Origin of the sequence: Lebetimonas sp. JS032, from assembly GCF_000523315.1 — a bacterium.
Lineage (GTDB): Bacteria > Campylobacterota > Campylobacteria > Campylobacterales > Nautiliaceae > Lebetimonas.
In genome coordinates this window covers 434,145-451,482 of the sequence record NZ_ATHS01000001.1, presented here as the reverse complement: position 1 = coordinate 451,482, position 17,338 = coordinate 434,145, and the positions used below count along the sequence as shown (strand labels likewise).

The following is a 17,338-nucleotide window of genomic DNA, read 5'->3' as shown; positions in this document are numbered from 1 at the left end:
TAATTTATTTTTTACAACTCACTACTCACAATTCACTATTTACTATTATGTAAGTGAACTTGTCTGATAAAGTTTCATTAAAGAAATATAAAAATCTTCATCGCTGCTCTCTTCAATAAGCCCTTTATTAGGTGAAATGTCGTAAAACAGTTTTTCAAGGTTTTTAAATCTGTTTGGAAACATATTCGCCAAAAATTTGGCGCTGATTTCTTTTCTCATAAGAATAGTGGGAGGCATAAGACCGGTTTTCAAGAGTTCAAAAATAGAATCACTGTGATAGCTGATATGGTGATGACTTCCGTGCGGGCATGAATTTACGCTTACAATTGTTTTGCAAACATTACAATAAACATATTCGTTAATAGTTTTTGCTTCTATTTCCAAATTCATAGAATCAAAAATACTTTTTAAATGGTCTGCCTGATAATATATTCCAAGTCCTTTGTGTGTCTGGCCCATTATGAATTTATTGCAACCGAAGTTTTTTGCAATTATGGCATCCAGTATCGCTTCGTTTACCCCGGAAAATATATACGTGTTCACCAAAGGAATAATTATTATTTTGTCTTTTGGAAAGTATGTTTTCACCAAATATTTTAACGTATCAAACCTTAATTTATAAGGCACCTCTTCTTCTTGTATGTTTTTTACTAAAAAGACTATTAATAAATCATTTCTTTCAATCGCCTGGCGCATTATTTTTTCGTGCACCCTGTGAACAGGTTTTGCATGCATGGTCATACCTACTACATTTGTTTTATTTTTTATAAATTCTTTTACATAATCTATTTTTTTCTTTATTCCGTAATCTTCGACCCAAAACTTTCCTGCAATTGCATATTTACCGAGCCTTTTTAATGTTTTTGCTATTTGCGGGTAATTTTTATAATCTTTACTTCCGTAAATAATTTCTACTCTTTTTAGCGGGTCAATTTCATAAATTTCTTCAACGTTAATTTCTCCTATTTTTCTGTTGTTGTAAAAAAGTTCTATTTTTTTCGGATTATTTTTTAAAACCTCTTCGTTTCTTTTTCCCGCAGGTGCGAGTATAAAAGAAAAAGGAACGGATTTCCCTTTATATTTTTTTTCATTATTTGTAGTTTCGGCTTCTTTTTTATTCATCAATTTATCTATAGGCGATAGCAATCGGGCCTGAACCATTGCAAGTGTATAATATGCCTCTTTGTCTATAAAAATTTTATTTTTGTTTGAAAATGCCATATTTTTTCCTTTTTTCCCATAAACTTTTTCTGCTTATTCCAAGTTTTTTGCTGAGCTCCGTATCGGGGAATTTATGCTGGTGATTGTTAATTACAAATTTGATATATTCTTCTATGGAAAGAATTTCATCATTTAAAAAGATTTTTTTAGGATAATCGATATCCAATTCATTAAATTCGTCCAAAATATTATCAAAATCTTTACTGACGGATATAATGACTTTTCTTTTAAAAAAAAGATTAGGTAAATTCTGCCAGTTTTTTTCTATATTAAAACAGTAATAAATAGTATTAGTATTTAAGAAATCTTTTTCATCGCTTTTATTCAAATCAATTATTTTAATGGGAAGATTCTCTTTTTTTGCTATTTCAAACACTATTTTATCCACGGCTCTGATAAAATTTGTTTTTATAAGAAGCGGGTAAGATATGTTTTTGGGAAGTGTTATTTCAATATCTTTTAGTAAATATTCAATAAAATTACTATAACATGTTGTTTTACTTTTTAGGTAATAAAATTCTTTTAAATGGTTTATTTTTCTTATAAGCTCTTCTATTGAAAAAGGCTTTTGAATATAATCGTCCGCACCGAGTTCAATTGGCTGGGTAACATTTGAATGAGTTACATAAGGGGCTAAAAGAATAATTATTTTTTCTTTCTGGTTTGAAATAAAATTTTTTAAATTTCCCTGAAGATTGGTGTTTACCAAAAATATATCGGCATTTGAATTTGCCGCTTCGTCGTAAGAAGCAAAAATTTCACATTTTGCATTTAATTTTTCGCTTAAATTATTCTGAATACTTTGAGCCAGGTATAATTCATTTTCCACAATTGTAATCTTCATACCAGTCCTTATATGTTAATGTGGCTGTAGAAATAACGGCTATTCCTTCGCCTCTGCCGGTAAATCCCATTTTTTCGTTTGTAGTTGCTTTTACGTTTACAGGCGCTCTTAAAAGTTTTGAGAGATTTTTGGCTATTTTTGTTTTATAATTTTGCAGTTTCGGCTTTTCGGCTATGATGGAAATATCGGCATTTATAATTTCAAAACCTGTTTTATTTAAAATTTCAATTATTTCTTTTAACAAATTAACCGAAGAGGCGTTTTTGTATTTTTCATCATTGTCCGGGAAAAATTCCCCGATATCTCCGTATCCGGCAGCTCCAAGGAGTGCATCAATAAGCGAATGTATTACCACATCACCGTCACTGTGGGCTTTTAATCCGTAATCTACGTCTATTGGAATTCCTCCAAGCAGCATTTTTTTATTTTTTATAAATTTATGGGTATCATACCCGTTTCCTGTTAAAAAAACTTTTTTTGGAGGTTTTAGACATGGAAGATTTAAATCTTTAAAATATGTGATTTTTCTGCTTTCTTCACTTCCGTCAATATATAAAATTTTTCCGCCTATATGTTCTATCAAAGCTCTTTCGTCTGTGAATATTTTATCACACTGAATCGCCTTTTTTAAAATTTCGCTAACACTTAGCTGAGGTGTTTGAATAAGTTTTATGCTGTTTCTGTCAATTGTTTTATTTTCAAATACAACAGTGTCCACCGGTTTTAAAAAAGGCACTATACAATCGGCTTTTTCTTTGTTTTTTATTAAATTTAAAATAATTTCTTTTGGAATACACGCTCTTGCCACATCCGTAACCATTACATAAGGTGTTTTTACTTCTTTTAAAGCGTTTTGAAGGCTTAACTGTCTTTCTTTATCTCCTTTTACTATTTTATAATCGCTCAGTTTTTTATAAAGCCTTATTTCATCAGGATTTGCCGTAATAATCGTGTCTTTAAAATTATAAAAACTGTTTAACCGTTCAGCTACAAACAGCCAGAGGGGTTTTGAATTAATTCTTATCCACTGTTTTTTTACGGTATAATTAAATCTTGTGGAATTGCCTGCGCTTAAAATTATTAAAGTAACACTCAAATGTTTCCTTTTGTAAATATGTTACGAAATTATACAAAAAAATGTTACAAATGGTAAATGGTGAGTAGTGAGTGGTGAGTTCCAAGAAGCCAAGAAGCCAAGTTTCAAGTGAAAAATTGAAAAATTAAGCTTATTTTAAGGTTTTTTTTGTAAAAAGTATTTAAAATAAAATAAAGGAAATTTATGAGAAGAAAATGGTTGGAAAAACGAAAAAAAGATAAAATAAAAACTCAAATGTATTACGCAAAAAAAGGCATTATAACTGAAGAGATGGAATATGTGGCCGAAATTGAAAATCTTCCCGCCGAATTAATAAGAAGCGAGGTGGCAAGAGGAAGGCTGATAATCCCTTCAAATATAAATCATAAGCATTTAAAACCTATGGCAATAGGAAGAGTCAGCAAAACAAAGGTAAATTCAAATATCGGGGCGAGCGCCTTGGCAAGCGATGTAAATGAAGAGGTGAGAAAACTTCAAACTTCCGTGAAATACGGGGCTGATACCGTTATGGATTTGACGGCGGGGGCTAAAAATATGGATGAAATTAGAGTTGCCATTATTAACGCCTCACCGGTTCCTATCGGAACTGTCCCTATGTATCAGATTATTGATGAAATCGGTGATGTTGAAAAACTGACTTACGATGATATTTTAAGAGTGCTTGAAAAACAGGCTAAGCAGGGGGTCAGTTATTTTACCATTCATGCGGGGCTGCTTCTCAGGCATATGCCTCTTATTGCAAAAAGAAAAATGGGAATAGTCAGCAGGGGCGGCAGTTTAACCGCATCATGGATGTTAAAACACCATAAGGAAAACCCTTTTTATACCGTTTTTGATGAAATACTCGATATTTGCCGTGAATACGACGTTTCACTTTCTTTGGGAGACGGTTTAAGACCCGGATGTCTGTATGACGCAAGCGACGAAGCTCAGCTTGAAGAGCTTAAAACATTGGGAGAGCTTACACTTAAAGCCTGGGATAAAGATGTTCAGGTTATGATAGAAGGTCCCGGGCATGTGCCTATTAATGAAATAGAAAGAAATGTGAGATTGGAGCAGATTTACTGCCACGAAGCACCTTTTTATGTATTGGGGCCGCTTGTGCTTGATATCGGTGCGGGGTATGACCATATCGGAAGTGCAATAGGTGCCGCAATGGCTGCATGGTATGGGGTGAGTATGCTCTGTTATGTAACCCCAAAAGAACATTTGGGACTTCCGAATGAAAAAGATGTGCGTGAGGGAATGATGGCATATAAAATTGCAGCACATTCGGCTGATATAGCAAGAAAAATACCTTATGCACGGAAAAAAGACGATGCAATAAGCGATGCAAGATATCATTTTGATTGGAATAAACAATTTGAATTAGCACTTGATCCAGAAAGGGCGAGGGAATATCACGATGAAACACTTCCGCAGGAGGTATTTAAAGAAGCAGAATTCTGTTCTATGTGCGGGCCTAAATTTTGCTCTTACAAAGTAACCCAGGAAGCAATGAGAGAATTTAACTGGGACGAGTTTAAAAAAGAAGCGATGGAAAAAATAAAGAGTGAGAATAGTAATTAGTGAGTAGTGAGTAGTGAGTAGTGATAGTAAAATATGGTTGACAAAATTAAAAAAAAGTAATATAAACAATCAAAAATCATAATTTAAGGAGTTGAAGTGAAAGAAAAAATTAAAGAAGCTTTAAAAAAAGTTGTATATCCAGGTTTTAAAAAATCGGTTGTTGATTTTGGATTTGTAAAAGATATAGAAGTCAGTGATGATAATAAAAAAGCAATTATTACATATCAGATACCATCAACCGATGATGAAATAGCAAAAAAACTTAATGATGCAACAGTTGAGGTTTTAAAAGAAGCAGGAATTGAAGCCACAACTCAGATAATAAGGCCTAAAAAACCAAGGGAAACATCAAGCAGGGGCGTTAATAAAATGCCAAGCGTCAAAAGTTTTGTAATGGTTTCATCCGGAAAAGGAGGTGTGGGAAAAACAACCACATCTGTAAATTTAGCTTTGGCTTTGGCTAAAGAAGGGAAAAAAGTAGGAATACTCGATGGTGATATTTACGGCCCAAATGTTGCAAGAATGCTTGGAATGCAGGACAGAAAACCGGAAGTTGTTGGAAATAAAGTTAAACCTTTTGATGTATACGGAATAGAATTTATGTCTATGGCAAATCTGCTTCCGGAAGGAAAGGCTTTAATGTGGAGAGGTGCAATGCTTGTTAAGGCGCTTCAGCAGTTTATGGAAGATGTGGCATGGGGAGAGCTTGACATAGTGGTAATTGATATGCCTCCGGGAACAGGTGATGCTCAAATGACTATGGCTCAGCAGGTTCCTGTAACTGCAGGTGTAGCGGTAACTACTCCTCAGACAGTGGCGGTTGATGATGCAAAAAGAAGTTTTGATATGTTTAAACAGCTTCATATTCCAATTGCAGGTGTTATTGAAAATATGAGCGGATTTATATGTCCGAACTGCGGAATGGAATATGATATTTTTGGAAAAGGTGCGGCCGCTACTTTAGCAAAAGATTATGATACCAAAGTTTTAGGCCAGATTCCGATTGAGCCGGAAATAAGAGAAGGCGGGGATATGGGGAAACCTATACTTATTAACAGGCCTGAGAGTGAAAGTGCAAAAAGATTTCAAAAAGCAGCAAAAGAACTTATTGAATTTATTGATTATGTATTAGAGGAAGATATGGCCGGAAATGAAATGATTCAGCCTATTTACGGAGTAAACGGGGCTCCAAGTGCTTGCAGTATGCATTAAACTCTTTAGCCTTTTTAAGGCTTTTTAAATTTATAAAAAAGGTTTAAAATTGTTTAGTAAAATAAAAAAAATTTATGAATCGAAAAATTTATCCACGCCTTTTGAAAAAGCTCTCGAAATATACAATAAAACCCCTAAATTTAAAATAAATGAAAATGTGTATGATTTTAACGATGACTGGAATGACGATGTTCATTATTTGATGAGACTTATAGCAACCGAAAAATTAAAAGAGGTTTTTGACGCACTTAAAATCGATGTGAACGACCCGAATGTCGCTGAAAATTTAAAAGAGGGAAATATTGGGACGGCAGGAAGAATCATTAAAATGTGGAGCGGGACTGATACAAAAGACGACAGGGAATTAATGGGCGGAAGATTCAATAAACCCGTCAGACTTGCCAAATTTCCAAATGAAATAAGTTCTGATTTTGAAAATCCAATAATAAAAGAAGTTGATTTAACGGCGGTCTGCAGTCATCATTTTGCCCCGTTTTCTACAAAATTTAATAATGCAAAGGTAATAATTTCTTACATTCCAAAAGAATATGTTTTAGGAATTTCAAAACTTCAAAGAGTGGTCAGGTTTATTGCCCAGCGCGGCTGGCTTCAGGAAGATTTGACAAAAGCAATCTATAAAGAAATTTCAGATACGGCTAAAACAGAGGATGTTTATGTAAAACTGAAAAACATAAAACATTCCTGCGAATTCCTTAGAGGTGCCCTAAGCGATGCGGACGGATTTACAACGGAATATTTCGGGGGAAAATTCAGAAAAAATAGGGAACTTTTGGATTTTGTAAGAAATTATTAATATAAAGGCAATTGATGAACCTCAAGATTTTCACAACCTCGCGTCAAATAAGAAAATGGCTTGAAGATAAGGATAATCAGTTTCTGGATAAATTTTATACGTTAGGGGAATTTTTAGGTAAAATAGTTGTGGTTGAGGGTAGAAAATTCATTGATGAGGATTTAAGAAAAAAATATCTTTTTGAAGCAATTAAAAATGTAGATATTGAAAAACTCGGAATAAGCAGGGAATTTATAAATTTTTTTGATGACAGCAGTTTTATTTTTTCTTTTTTTAACGAGCTGTTTTTAGAAGATGTGGATATTGATAATGTAATTTTAAGCGATGTTTATTTAGATTATGCCGAACATTTGGAAATTTTAAAGGAAATTAGAAAAAATTATAAAAATTTAATTGAAAAAGACGGATATACAGATAAGTTTTTAATTGAGGATTTTAGAATAAACAAAGGCCTGCTTGAAGGTATTGATAAAATTGAGATGGTGTTAGACGGCTATCTTAGCAAGTTTGATTTAAAAGTTTTGGAAAAAATTAAAATTCCTGTTGAAATTACTTTCAGTGTAGACAGATTCAATAAAATACTGATTGAAAAATCATTAAAAATCGCAGCCCCTGAAGGTTATATTTATAAACTTGATTTTCATAACAGTAAACTTCAAAAACTGGATAAAAAAATCAATTCACCTGAGATTGAAATTGCTTATTTTTCTGAAAGATTAAATCAGGTGAATTTTGTATTTGCAAAAATTTCTCAAATGGTTAATGAGGGAATTGAACCTGAAAAAATAGCAGTAATTTTGCCTGATGAAGAATTCAGCGAATATTTGAAACTGTTTGATGAATATAAAAATCTCAATTTTGCAATGGGGGAGAGTTTTACAAAAAGCAATTTATATATATTATTAAAATCAATTTATGAATTTATAACTTCAAATAGTGATATTGCTTTTAAAAAATGCAAAGATTACCTTGAGGCTTTTGAAAAAAAAGAGCTGAGTGATTTTATAAAAAAAACCGCTGCCAATAAAGAATTAAAGATTATAGACGAAGAACTTTTCAAACTTGAAAAGTTTAAAAATATGTTTGAAAATAAAAAAGACTTTTTGTTTTTTGTACTGGAGAGATTTAAAAATTTAAAGATTGATGATGTTTACAGCGGAAAAGTTACCTCTATGGGTGTGTTAGAGAGCAGAGGAATGGAATTTGACGGGGTGATAATAGTTGATTTTAATGAAGATATTGTACCCAGGGTAAATGAAAGTGATCTGTTCTTGAATACTTTTATAAGACGCCAGGCAAAACTTCCCACAAGAAACGACAGGGAAAATCTGCAAAAACATTATTATTATCAATTAATAAACAGTGCAAAAAAAGTGGCAATAAGTTATGTAAAAAACGAAGAAAAATCGCCAAGCCGGTTTTTATATGAGCTTGGATTTTCTTTGGGAAAAAACGGAGATGAAAAATACAGGGAAATTGCTTTTAAATATTCCAAACCAAAAGAAATTACAAAATATTCAGATGAATTTGAAATATTATATCCTTTATATCCGACTCAGTTGAAAAATCTTGTGGAATGTCCGAAAAAATATTATTTTTCCAAAATACTGGGAATATTTAACGAAAAAGATGAAGAGGAGTTTTTTGGAAATATTTTTCATGAAGCGGTTGCCGACATTGTTAGAAATAAAAAGTTAAAAATGGAAAATGATAAAGATTATTTTGATATTTTAATGAAAGAAATTACAAAAAGAATAAACAATAAAAAATTGCTTTTTGACGTATTGGTAAAATGGGAAGATAATATTAAAACTTTTTGCAAAATAGATTTTGATCAGATGAAATATTCAAAAAACGAAACAGAGGCTACAAAAAAATTTATTTTTGAAGGCAAAGAGCTGGCTTGCAGGGTGGACAGAATTGATTATAAAGAAAATGAAATAATTTTAATAGACTATAAAACTTCTTCCAAGGCAGGGGAAAATGAAGAATATATTTATGATTTTCAAACAACGTTTTATTTTCTTTGGGCCAAACAAAACTATCCAGATAAAAATATAAAAACTGTAATTTGGGATTTGGGAAGCGAAAAACCGGGTAAAATTGAAGGTGTCGTGAAAATGGAAGAACTGAAGGAGGTTTTAAATAATCTTCCTAAAAAAATAAAAGCCGCCGAGGACATTATTTATACAGATAAAAACGGAAAAGAAAAAACAAAAAAAGCACTCAGTATCTGTAAATACTGCGATTATAAAATAGCCTGCGGAAGAGATTAAAATAAAAGTGAGTGGTGAATAGTGAATGGTGAACGGTGAAAGAAAGGAAAAGAAATGAAAAAATTATTAAGTGTTGAGGCGAGTGCGGGAAGCGGTAAGACATTCAGGCTTGCAAACAGATATATTGCACTTCTTAATTTAGATAATCCTGTAAATATTATTGCCATCACTTTTACAAACAAAGCCGCCAATGAAATGAAAGAGAGGATTGTTAAGTTTTTAAACCTGCTTAAAAAAAGTGATGATAAATTAGATGAAAAAAAAAGAAAAGAGAAAAAAAATATTATTGAAATGATATGTAACGAGTTGGGAATAAATGAAAACGATTTGTTAAGTAAGACAGATATTTTAATTAAAAAATTTCTTACAAACGATGTAAATATTCAGACAATTGATTCGTTTATAAATAAAATCTTAAGAAAATTCAGCTTTTTTGCCGGATTTAGAAGTAATTTCGATGTGGGAGATATTGACAGGGAGATAATTTTTAAAGAATTTTTAAAAGATTTAAAAACAGATGAATTTAAGTTATTAATCGATATAGCCAAAAAAGAGGAAAAATTTTCTTCATTATTAAATCTTTTTGAAGATTTGTATGAAAAAGACAAAGAATTAAAAAAATTAAAAATTGAAAATGGAGAATGGAAAATTGATGAGGTTTTAAAAGAAATTGAAGAGATAAAAAATAAATTTATTTTAGCAACACAAGAGTGTAAACAAGTAAATAATTTTTTTAGAAAAAATATTTACGAAATGTTAAAAGTAAAAACAATTCCTTCTTTTTTGGATATTGGAAGTTTAGAAAAAGTAAGAGGATTTAAGAAATGTTATGAACCTTGGATGGATGATGAATTTAATAAATTATTAGAAAATATAAAACATTATTTTAATTTAAAAGAAAAAATTTTTTTTAAAAACCTGTTTTATTTTTATGAGAAATACAAAAATTTAAAATTCAAAATCAAAAAAGAGGAAAACATTGTTTCATTTAAAGATATTGAACATTTGGTATATTTTCTTTTAAGGGAAAATCCCGTTGATAAAGATTTTTTGTATTTCAGGCTCGATTCAAAAATAAACCATATATTAATGGATGAATTTCAGGATACATCAACATCGCAGTGGGAAATATTTGAGCCGCTTGTGGATGAGATTGCAAGCGGGGTTGGAAGGAAAGAAAACAGAAGTTTTTTTTATGTGGGGGATATAAAACAGGCCATTTACAGGTTCAGGGGCGGAAGAAAAGAGCTTTTTAGCGAGGTTGCCAAAAGATACAGAGCCAACGGGCTTGAGGTTGAAAAATTAAAAGTAAACTACAGAAGTGCAAAAAATATAGTCGATTTTGTAAACAGCAAATTTAATTTGGGAGAAGAAGCAAACAGAGATGAAAAGGGATATGTGGAGGTGGATGAAATTAAAGAAGATGCGTTTGAGGGCGTATATGAAAAAATAAAGTTTTTAAATGAAAACGGGGTAAAGGACAAAGATATAGCGGTACTCGTATATACAAATGACGATATTTTAGCTTTATCTGAATTTTTAGAAGATAAAGGTAAAAGAGTAGTTACCGCAAAAAAAGCAAAAGTAATTTCACAACCCAGTGCAAAAGCAATAATTTCCCTTATGAAATACCTAAATGACAATACCCAAAAAATAGAAAAATTAAATTTTCTCTCATTAATAGGAAAAAAATACAGCGATGAAGTGATAAAAATAGATAAAGACAGGCCGATTAAAATGATAAAAAAAATTATTGATAAATATGATTTAACAGATGAAGCAAGTTTAAAACTTTTATATCACTCCTCGAAATATGACACTTTAGAAGACTTTGTGAGCGAGATTGATAATTATAAAGACGAACTTCCGTATAAAGAATTTGACGGGATTACCGTTATAACTATTCACAAAAGCAAAGGGCTTGAATTTGACAATGTAATAGTGCTTGACAGACTATCAAAAGAAAACAGTGACAGAAGCAATATTCTGTTTTATTACGAAAATGCGAAATTAAAAGATATTAAACTTAAAATTGCAAACAGGGAATATATTGATGATGAATATAAAAGAATAAAAAACGTAGAAAGCCGATTGACTCTTGAAGATAAAAAAAATGTGGAATATGTGGCATTTACAAGGGCTAAAAATTCATTAATAATTCTCAAAAAAAATGAAAAATCGGCATTTGTAACTGAACTAAATAAAGAGGTGAGAGGAGAAGTTATTCCTTCAAATGATGAAAAAGACCAAAATGAGATAAAACCTCTGAGGATTAATTTAAAAAATTACGGAAAACAGGAACTAAAAGTAGATGAAGAAGAGTACAAACCAAACGATTATGAAGCTATATTTTTTGGTAATGCTTTGCATTATTCTTTTGAATGCAGTGATATTGAAGCGGTAAATAATATTTACGGTGATTTTTGCGATATAGATGAAGTTGAAAAACTATATAAAAAATCAAAAGAAAAACTAAAAAACGGCAAAAAAGAGTTGCCTTTTATTTATGAAAAACAGGTTGGAAGAATAGATTTATTAGTTGAAACAGATGAAGGGTTTGAGATAATTGATTATAAATCCACAAAACCAAAAGATGAAAACGGTTATTTAAATCAGGTAAGACATTATATGGAAGTTGTAGAAAAATTTACAGGCAAAAATGCAAAAGGGTATCTTTTTTATGTAGATGAGCAGGAATTTAGGGAGGTGGATAAAAATGGAAAATGAAAAAGGAAAAATGGAAAATTAAGAAAATAAGTAAAGATGATATAATAAAAGCTATTGAAAAATATAAAAACGGTGCAAGTTAGTAAAAAAGAATTAAAGTTGTAAAATTTAAATAATAAAAAACATCCATATTGATTAAGGAGTTTTGATGTGTATGCCCAGATATTTTGGAAAAAAAACGGTTGACGGAAAAGTCATAGAAAAGAAAAAAGAAAATGCAAAAAATGAAAAAAAGAATGTAAAAAGTAAAAATATAAATCAGGCAAGCGTGGAATTTGAAGATGAAGATACTGACAAGCGCGATTGAGCCGAGTGCAAACCTTCATTTAAAAGAAGTTTTAAAAAAACTGGATGAAAAAAATATAAATTGTGAAATAGAAGGTGTATTTGATAAAAGTTTGGGAGAGCCAGTAATTGACAGCAATGAATTTAATGTAATGGGGTTTTTTGATGTATTGCCAAAAATAAAGTTAGCTAAAAAAACAATTGAAAAATTAACTGATATGAGTGAAAGCGCTGATAAGATTTTGCTAATTGATGCCCCTTCTTTTAATTTAAGACTTGCAAAGGCAATTAAAGAGAAATATCCTAAAAAAGAGATAATTTATTATATTCTGCCAAAGGTGTGGGCCTGGAAAAAAGGAAGGATTAAAGAGGTAAATAGATTTGTGGATAAAAAGGCTTATATTTTCCCTTTTGAAAAAGAATACTGGTCTGATGGAATATATGTGGGAAACCCATTACTTGATGAAATAACTGAATTCAGAGACGAACAAGAATACGGGAATGTTGCGTTTTTGCCGGGAAGCAGGAAAAGTGAAATAAAATCATTAATGCCGGTTTTTAGAAATTTAGCCAAAAAAATTGATAAAAACAAAATTTTGGTGGTTCATCCTGTATATAAAAACAAAATTAATGAAATTTACGGCGATGTAAGTGAATTTAAAATAGAATTTGATACTCACGAAGCCCTTTTAAAAAGTGATTTTGCTTATATCTGCTCAGGTACCGCAACGCTTGAAGCGGCAATAATTGGAACTCCTTTTGTTTTAATGTATAAAGCAAGGGAGATTGAATATTTAATTGCAAAAATGTTTGTTAAACTAAATTATGTAGGTTTAGCAAATATTATTTTTGAAAAAGAGAATTTAGGGGAGTTTCATAAAGAATATCTTCAAAAATTTGATATTAATGAGCTTTTGAAAGATTATAAAACGAGCAATTTAGAAGAATTTCAAAAAAAATCGAAAAAATTAAGGGAACTTTTGAAATATGGCAGTTCTAAGAGAGTTGTTGAATTATTAACTGAATAAATTTGATATAATTTCTATAAAAAAGGTTGTAGATGAAAGAACCTATGACCAAATACGGTTTTGAAAAATTAGCAAAAGAACTTGATTATTTAAAAACAATTGCAAGACCGGAAGTCGCAAAAGAAATTGATGCGGCAAGAGAGCTTGGGGATTTGAAAGAAAATGCGGAATATCATGCGGCAAAAGAAAAACAGTCCCATATAGAAAGAAGAATAGCAGAACTGAGTGATATTTTAAGCAGGGCTGTGGTAGTGGATCCTAAAGAGCATGCTCACAACAGGGTGGCATTTGGAAGCACTGTTTATTTAATAGATCTGGACAGTGACGAAGAGGTAAAATATACAATAGTGGGAGGCCCTGAATCCAATCCTGAAAAAGGATTAATTTCTTATAATTCCCCGCTTGCAAAGGCATTAATAGGAAAAGAAGTAGGGGATGAGGTTGAAGTTAATCTTCCGGGAGGAATTAAAGCATATGAAATAGATAAAATATGTTATGAAGATATCTGCTTTAGTTAATGAAAAATTGAAAATGTAAAATGAGGGAAAAATATGGTTTTAAAAGTTAAGAAATTGAGTAATGAAGCAATAATTCCTGAATACAAAAGCGAAGAGGCAGCCGGATTTGATTTGCATTCTGTTGAAGATATTATAATAAAGCCTGGAGAGAGAAGATTAATAAAAACCGCTCTGGCGTTTGAAATAGAAAGAGGATATGAAATTCAAATCAGGCCAAGGAGCGGGCTGGCGTATAAGCACGGAATTACGGTTTTAAATACACCTGGCACCATCGATTCTGATTACAGAGGAGAGATAAAAGTTTTGCTTATAAATTTAAGTGATGAAGAATTTAAAATAAAAAAAGGTGAAAGAATGGCACAGGCTGTAGTTGCACCGGTGGTTCAGGCTAAAATAGTTGAAGTTGATGATTTAAATGATACAAAAAGAGGCAGTGGCGGATTTGGAAGCACGGGAAAATAAAATGGAGAATGAATAATGGATAATGCAAAATTAAGTAAAGAATATATTTTAAGAAAGCTTGATAAAATTAAACCTGTTTTAAGAAAGAAATATTCAGTAAAAAAAATAGGTATTTTTGGAAGTTTTGCAAATGAAAATTTTAGAAAAGATAGTGATATAGATTTTTATGTTGAATTTGAAGAAAAAAACTTTGATAATGTAACTGGAGTTCTTTTGTTTTTAGAAAAGTTTTTCAAAAAAAAGATTGATATAGTTTATCCTCATAAAAACGCTAAATTTTTAGAAAATATTAAAAAAGAAGTAATTTATGGATAAATCTGATACAAATAAACTTTTAGATTTTATTCTTGAGAGTATTAGGCATATTAGATTTAGATTTCAGCCTATTTCTTGTAGTGATGATTTTTTAAAAAATGAAGAAAATTTAATGAGATTAGACAGTATTTCTATGAGACTTCAAGCAATAGGAGAAGCAGTTAAAAATATTTATAAAAAAAATGATAAGCTGTTATTAAAAGTAAATGATAAAAAATATTGGTCAAAAATTATTAGAACAAGAGAAATACTTTCACATCATTATATTGATGTTGATTCAGAAATAATTTATGAAATATGTGCTAATAAATTAGCTGAACTTGAAAAGTTAATAAGAAAATTAAAGGAACTAAATGATTAAAACGGCTATTGTAGGGGCGAGCGGATATACAGGAATTGAACTTATAAAAATTTTACTTAATCATCCTCATTTTGAAATAAAAGGCCTTTTTGGAAGTGAAGGGGGAGATAGAATAGAAGATATTTATCCTGCTCTAAAAGGTGTGTTTGAATCTGAAATTGAAAAATTAGATATTGAAAAATTAAAAAGTTTTGATTTGGTGTTTTTAGCGGTACCTCATAAAACAGCTATGGCAATTGTTAAAGAAATTTATGGATATACAAAAATTGTTGATTTTTCAGCTGATTACAGACTTAATCAAAAAAATTATGAAGATTTTTACTGTTCTCACATAAACCCAGAGAATTTAGAAAATTCGGCTTATGGACTTCCTGAAATATTTAGGGATTATATTAAAAAAGTGTCTCTTGTGGCAAATCCGGGATGTTATCCCACAGCAACCATTCTGGGGCTTTATCCGTTTTTGGATTATATTGAAAAAGATGTGTTTGTAGATGCTAAAAGCGGGGTCAGCGGGGCCGGAAAAGGGCTAAAATCTACAACCCATTTTGTAAAAGACAATGAAAATTTTTTCGCTTATAATCCGGTTAAACACCGCCACAGTATAGAAATAGCTGAAAAAACCGGCCTTAATGTAACATTTGTGCCTCAGCTTTTGCCTATTACAAGGGGTATGCAAATCAGTATTTATGCCAAACTGAAAAAAGATATAAACCCGATGGAAGTTTTAAAAGAAGTTTATAAAAATGAAGAATTTATAAGAGTAAGAAACAACCCGGTGGAAATAAAAAATGTGGCTGGAACCCATTTTTGCGATATTTTTGCCATGAAAAACAAAAATATGCTTTTTATCAACAGTGTAATTGACAATTTATTAAGAGGAGCCTCTTCCCAGGCTGTTGCAAATGCAAATCTGCTTTTTGATTTGCCTGAAAATACGGCACTTCCCAAAATAGCTTATGTACCATAAATATAGTGAGTAGTGAGTGGTGAGTAGTGAGAATAAAAGAGATTGATATAAAAAACGGGGCTGTTTTTATAGCCGATTCGCATTATAAAAAAGGTGATAAGAGCTTTTTAAATTTTTTAAATTTTTTAGTTAAAAAAAATCCTCCTCAGGTTTTTTTTATGGGGGATATTTTTCATCTTCTTTTGCCTTTTGAATATTTAAAAAAATACAATCAAGAAGCGATTGAACTTATTAATAAATTATCTAAAAAAACAGAAGTTTATTATATCTACGGAAATCACGATTTTTGTATTGATGAATTTTTCCCCGCGGTTACTTTTGCAGATGCGTTTACAGACATTGAAAAATCTGTTTATTTATCTCACGGGGATTTGGATAACGAAAGCTTTTTTTATAAATTGTATTCAATGATAATAAGAAATAAAATAACGCTTAATTTGATTCATATACTGAGTTTTAATTTTATAAATAACTGGCTGTTTAAAAAATTTTTGAATAAGAAAATAAAATGTCAAAAAATAGATTTAAATTTAAATATTGCTAAAAAATATGATTATATAATCATAGGGCATTATCATATTTCCAAAAGTATCTCTTCAATAAAGATTCTTCCGTCTTTTTTTTGCAGCGGAAAATATAATATAATACAATTAGATAACAAAATAACATTTAAGGAATTAAATTATGGCCGATGACAAAATATTAAAAGCCGGCTCAAACGAACTGGAGCTTGTCGATTTCAGACTGTTTAAAAAAGATGCAGACGGTAAAATATATGAAGGAATTTACGGTATAAATGTCGCTAAAGTCAGAGAAATAATTAAAATGCCCGAACTTACCGAATTGCCCGGCAGTGAAGATTTTGTTGAGGGAATTTTTGATTTGAGGGGAGTGGTTGTCCCTGTAGTCAATCTTGCCAAATGGATGGGGATAAAAGAGCCTAATGAAAACGAAGCTCCTATAAAAAAAAGAGTAATTATTGCTGAATTTAACAATATGCTTATAGGTTTTATTGTTCATGATGCAAAAAGGATAAGAAGAATTTCATGGGCGGATATAGAACCTGCAAGTTTTGGAGTTGGGCAGGGAAAACTTGATAAAAGTAAAATAACAGGAATTACAAAACTTGAAAACGGTGAAATAATGCTTATTTTGGATTTGGAAAGCATTGTTGAAGAAATGGGGCTTTTTGAAGCAAATCTGGAATTTGAAACAGATAAAATAGAAAAATTTTCCGGTCTTGTGCTTTTAGTAGACGATTCTCTTACCGCAAGAAAAATGGAAAAAGAAGCATTGGAAAAAATGGGATTTGATGTTATTGAAGCTAAAAACGGTGAGGAAGGGCTTCAGAAATTAGAAGAGCTTTATTCTGTATACGGCGATAATTTAAAAGAAAAATTAAAACTTATTTTAAGTGATGTTGAAATGCCGAAAATGGACGGGTATCATATGGCTGCTAAAATTCATAACGATTCAAGATTTAAAAATATCCCTTTAATATTCTCTTCTTCAATTTCGGACGCATTTTCAGACGAGAGGGGGAAAGCCGTCGGTGCTGAAGGCTATCTTGTCAAATTCGATCCGAGTAAATTTTATAAATCTATAGCAGATGTGCTTAAAAATTCAAATAAGGAATAAAA

The 17,338-nt window shown here is 30.9% G+C and carries 17 protein-coding genes; 14 read left to right on the top strand and 3 right to left on the bottom strand.

Going from position 1 to position 17,338, the window contains the following annotated elements; translation table 11 throughout:
- Nucleotides 1-45: 45 nt before the first annotated feature.
- The 3 genes from DZ65_RS0102380 to DZ65_RS0102370 are packed head-to-tail and all read right to left on the bottom strand — an operon-like array spanning nt 46 to nt 3,161.
- Nucleotides 46-1,221: a sulfate adenylyltransferase gene (locus DZ65_RS0102380; RefSeq protein WP_024790664.1), complete on the bottom strand. Its 1,176-nt coding sequence runs from the start codon at nt 1,219-1,221 to the stop codon at nt 46-48.
- Nucleotides 1,199-2,065 (bottom strand): response regulator, encoded by an 867-nt coding sequence (locus tag DZ65_RS0102375; RefSeq protein WP_024790663.1) that lies wholly within the window; start codon nt 2,063-2,065, stop codon nt 1,199-1,201. The genes DZ65_RS0102380 and DZ65_RS0102375 overlap by 23 nt, the downstream gene beginning before the upstream one ends.
- The gene (locus tag DZ65_RS0102370; RefSeq protein ID WP_024790662.1) at nt 2,040-3,161 is read right to left on the bottom strand and encodes a bifunctional 2-C-methyl-D-erythritol 4-phosphate cytidylyltransferase/2-C-methyl-D-erythritol 2,4-cyclodiphosphate synthase; all 1,122 of its coding nucleotides are present in this window, start codon (nt 3,159-3,161) and stop codon (nt 2,040-2,042) included. Before DZ65_RS0102370 ends, DZ65_RS0102375 begins: the two co-directional genes overlap by 26 nt.
- A gap of 183 nt (nt 3,162-3,344) precedes the next feature.
- Between DZ65_RS0102370 and thiC the strand changes: the two genes are divergently transcribed.
- The 14 genes from thiC to DZ65_RS0102295 all read left to right on the top strand — a co-directional run bounded on the left by thiC (nt 3,345) and on the right by DZ65_RS0102295 (nt 17,336).
- Complete coding sequence (thiC, locus tag DZ65_RS0102365) at nt 3,345-4,730, top strand: phosphomethylpyrimidine synthase ThiC (RefSeq protein ID WP_024787082.1); 1,386 nt, start codon at nt 3,345-3,347, stop codon at nt 4,728-4,730.
- 96 nt (nt 4,731-4,826) lie between these two features.
- Complete coding sequence (locus tag DZ65_RS0102360) at nt 4,827-5,942, top strand: P-loop NTPase (protein ID WP_024787081.1); 1,116 nt, start codon at nt 4,827-4,829, stop codon at nt 5,940-5,942.
- A 49-nt stretch (nt 5,943-5,991) separates the two neighbouring features.
- Nucleotides 5,992-6,756 (top strand): GTP cyclohydrolase I, encoded by a 765-nt coding sequence (locus DZ65_RS0102355; RefSeq protein ID WP_024787080.1) that lies wholly within the window; start codon nt 5,992-5,994, stop codon nt 6,754-6,756.
- A gap of 14 nt (nt 6,757-6,770) precedes the next feature.
- A complete protein-coding gene (locus DZ65_RS0102350) occupies nt 6,771-9,032 on the top strand; it encodes a PD-(D/E)XK nuclease family protein (RefSeq protein ID WP_024791140.1) in 2,262 nt (753 codons plus the stop codon).
- Between the two features lie 54 nt (nt 9,033-9,086).
- The gene (locus DZ65_RS0102345) at nt 9,087-11,759 is read left to right on the top strand and encodes a RecB-like helicase (RefSeq protein WP_024790660.1); all 2,673 of its coding nucleotides are present in this window, start codon (nt 9,087-9,089) and stop codon (nt 11,757-11,759) included.
- 148 nt (nt 11,760-11,907) lie between these two features.
- Entirely contained in the window at nt 11,908-12,066 is a 159-nt protein-coding gene (locus tag DZ65_RS10690; RefSeq protein ID WP_156920209.1) for a hypothetical protein, read from the top strand.
- Nucleotides 12,041-13,072 carry a lipid-A-disaccharide synthase gene (lpxB, locus tag DZ65_RS0102330; protein WP_024790659.1) on the top strand — a complete coding sequence of 344 codons (1,032 nt, stop codon included), beginning with the start codon at nt 12,041-12,043 and terminating at the stop codon, nt 13,070-13,072. Before DZ65_RS10690 ends, lpxB begins: the two co-directional genes overlap by 26 nt.
- A 32-nt stretch (nt 13,073-13,104) precedes the next feature.
- Nucleotides 13,105-13,590, top strand: a complete 486-nt coding sequence (greA, locus tag DZ65_RS0102325) for a transcription elongation factor GreA (RefSeq protein ID WP_024787076.1) — start codon at nt 13,105-13,107, stop codon at nt 13,588-13,590.
- Between the two features lie 33 nt (nt 13,591-13,623).
- Nucleotides 13,624-14,052 carry a dUTP diphosphatase gene (gene dut / locus DZ65_RS0102320; RefSeq protein WP_024790658.1) on the top strand — a complete coding sequence of 143 codons (429 nt, stop codon included), beginning with the start codon at nt 13,624-13,626 and terminating at the stop codon, nt 14,050-14,052.
- 15 nt (nt 14,053-14,067) lie between these two features.
- A complete protein-coding gene (locus DZ65_RS0102315; protein ID WP_024790657.1) occupies nt 14,068-14,367 on the top strand; it encodes a nucleotidyltransferase family protein in 300 nt (99 codons plus the stop codon).
- Nucleotides 14,360-14,728 (top strand): DUF86 domain-containing protein, encoded by a 369-nt coding sequence (locus DZ65_RS0102310; protein WP_024787073.1) that lies wholly within the window; start codon nt 14,360-14,362, stop codon nt 14,726-14,728. The genes DZ65_RS0102315 and DZ65_RS0102310 overlap by 8 nt, the downstream gene beginning before the upstream one ends.
- A complete protein-coding gene (gene argC, locus DZ65_RS0102305) occupies nt 14,721-15,698 on the top strand; it encodes an N-acetyl-gamma-glutamyl-phosphate reductase (RefSeq protein ID WP_024790656.1) in 978 nt (325 codons plus the stop codon). The genes DZ65_RS0102310 and argC overlap by 8 nt, the downstream gene beginning before the upstream one ends.
- 26 nt (nt 15,699-15,724) lie before the next feature.
- Nucleotides 15,725-16,393: a UDP-2,3-diacylglucosamine diphosphatase gene (locus DZ65_RS0102300; RefSeq protein WP_024787071.1), complete on the top strand. Its 669-nt coding sequence runs from the start codon at nt 15,725-15,727 to the stop codon at nt 16,391-16,393.
- Nucleotides 16,383-17,336 carry a chemotaxis protein gene (locus DZ65_RS0102295; RefSeq protein WP_024787070.1) on the top strand — a complete coding sequence of 318 codons (954 nt, stop codon included), beginning with the start codon at nt 16,383-16,385 and terminating at the stop codon, nt 17,334-17,336. The genes DZ65_RS0102300 and DZ65_RS0102295 overlap by 11 nt, the downstream gene beginning before the upstream one ends.
- Nucleotides 17,337-17,338 lie beyond the last annotated feature (2 nt).

Coding starts and splice junctions, on each gene's coding strand:
- thiC (WP_024787082.1), top strand. CDS start 3,345: ATGAGAAGAAAATGGTTGGAAAAACGAAAAAAAGATAAAATAAAAACT.
- DZ65_RS0102380 (WP_024790664.1), bottom strand. CDS start 1,221: ATGGCATTTTCAAACAAAAATAAAATTTTTATAGACAAAGAGGCATAT.
- DZ65_RS0102345 (WP_024790660.1), top strand. CDS start 9,087: ATGAAAAAATTATTAAGTGTTGAGGCGAGTGCGGGAAGCGGTAAGACA.
- DZ65_RS0102310 (WP_024787073.1), top strand. CDS start 14,360: ATGGATAAATCTGATACAAATAAACTTTTAGATTTTATTCTTGAGAGT.
- greA (WP_024787076.1), top strand. CDS start 13,105: ATGAAAGAACCTATGACCAAATACGGTTTTGAAAAATTAGCAAAAGAA.
- DZ65_RS0102375 (WP_024790663.1), bottom strand. CDS start 2,065: ATGAAGATTACAATTGTGGAAAATGAATTATACCTGGCTCAAAGTATT.
- argC (WP_024790656.1), top strand. CDS start 14,721: ATGATTAAAACGGCTATTGTAGGGGCGAGCGGATATACAGGAATTGAA.
- DZ65_RS0102350 (WP_024791140.1), top strand. CDS start 6,771: ATGAACCTCAAGATTTTCACAACCTCGCGTCAAATAAGAAAATGGCTT.
- lpxB (WP_024790659.1), top strand. CDS start 12,041: ATGAAGATACTGACAAGCGCGATTGAGCCGAGTGCAAACCTTCATTTA.
- DZ65_RS0102295 (WP_024787070.1), top strand. CDS start 16,383: ATGGCCGATGACAAAATATTAAAAGCCGGCTCAAACGAACTGGAGCTT.
- DZ65_RS10690 (WP_156920209.1), top strand. CDS start 11,908: ATGTGTATGCCCAGATATTTTGGAAAAAAAACGGTTGACGGAAAAGTC.
- DZ65_RS0102315 (WP_024790657.1), top strand. CDS start 14,068: ATGGATAATGCAAAATTAAGTAAAGAATATATTTTAAGAAAGCTTGAT.
- dut (WP_024790658.1), top strand. CDS start 13,624: ATGGTTTTAAAAGTTAAGAAATTGAGTAATGAAGCAATAATTCCTGAA.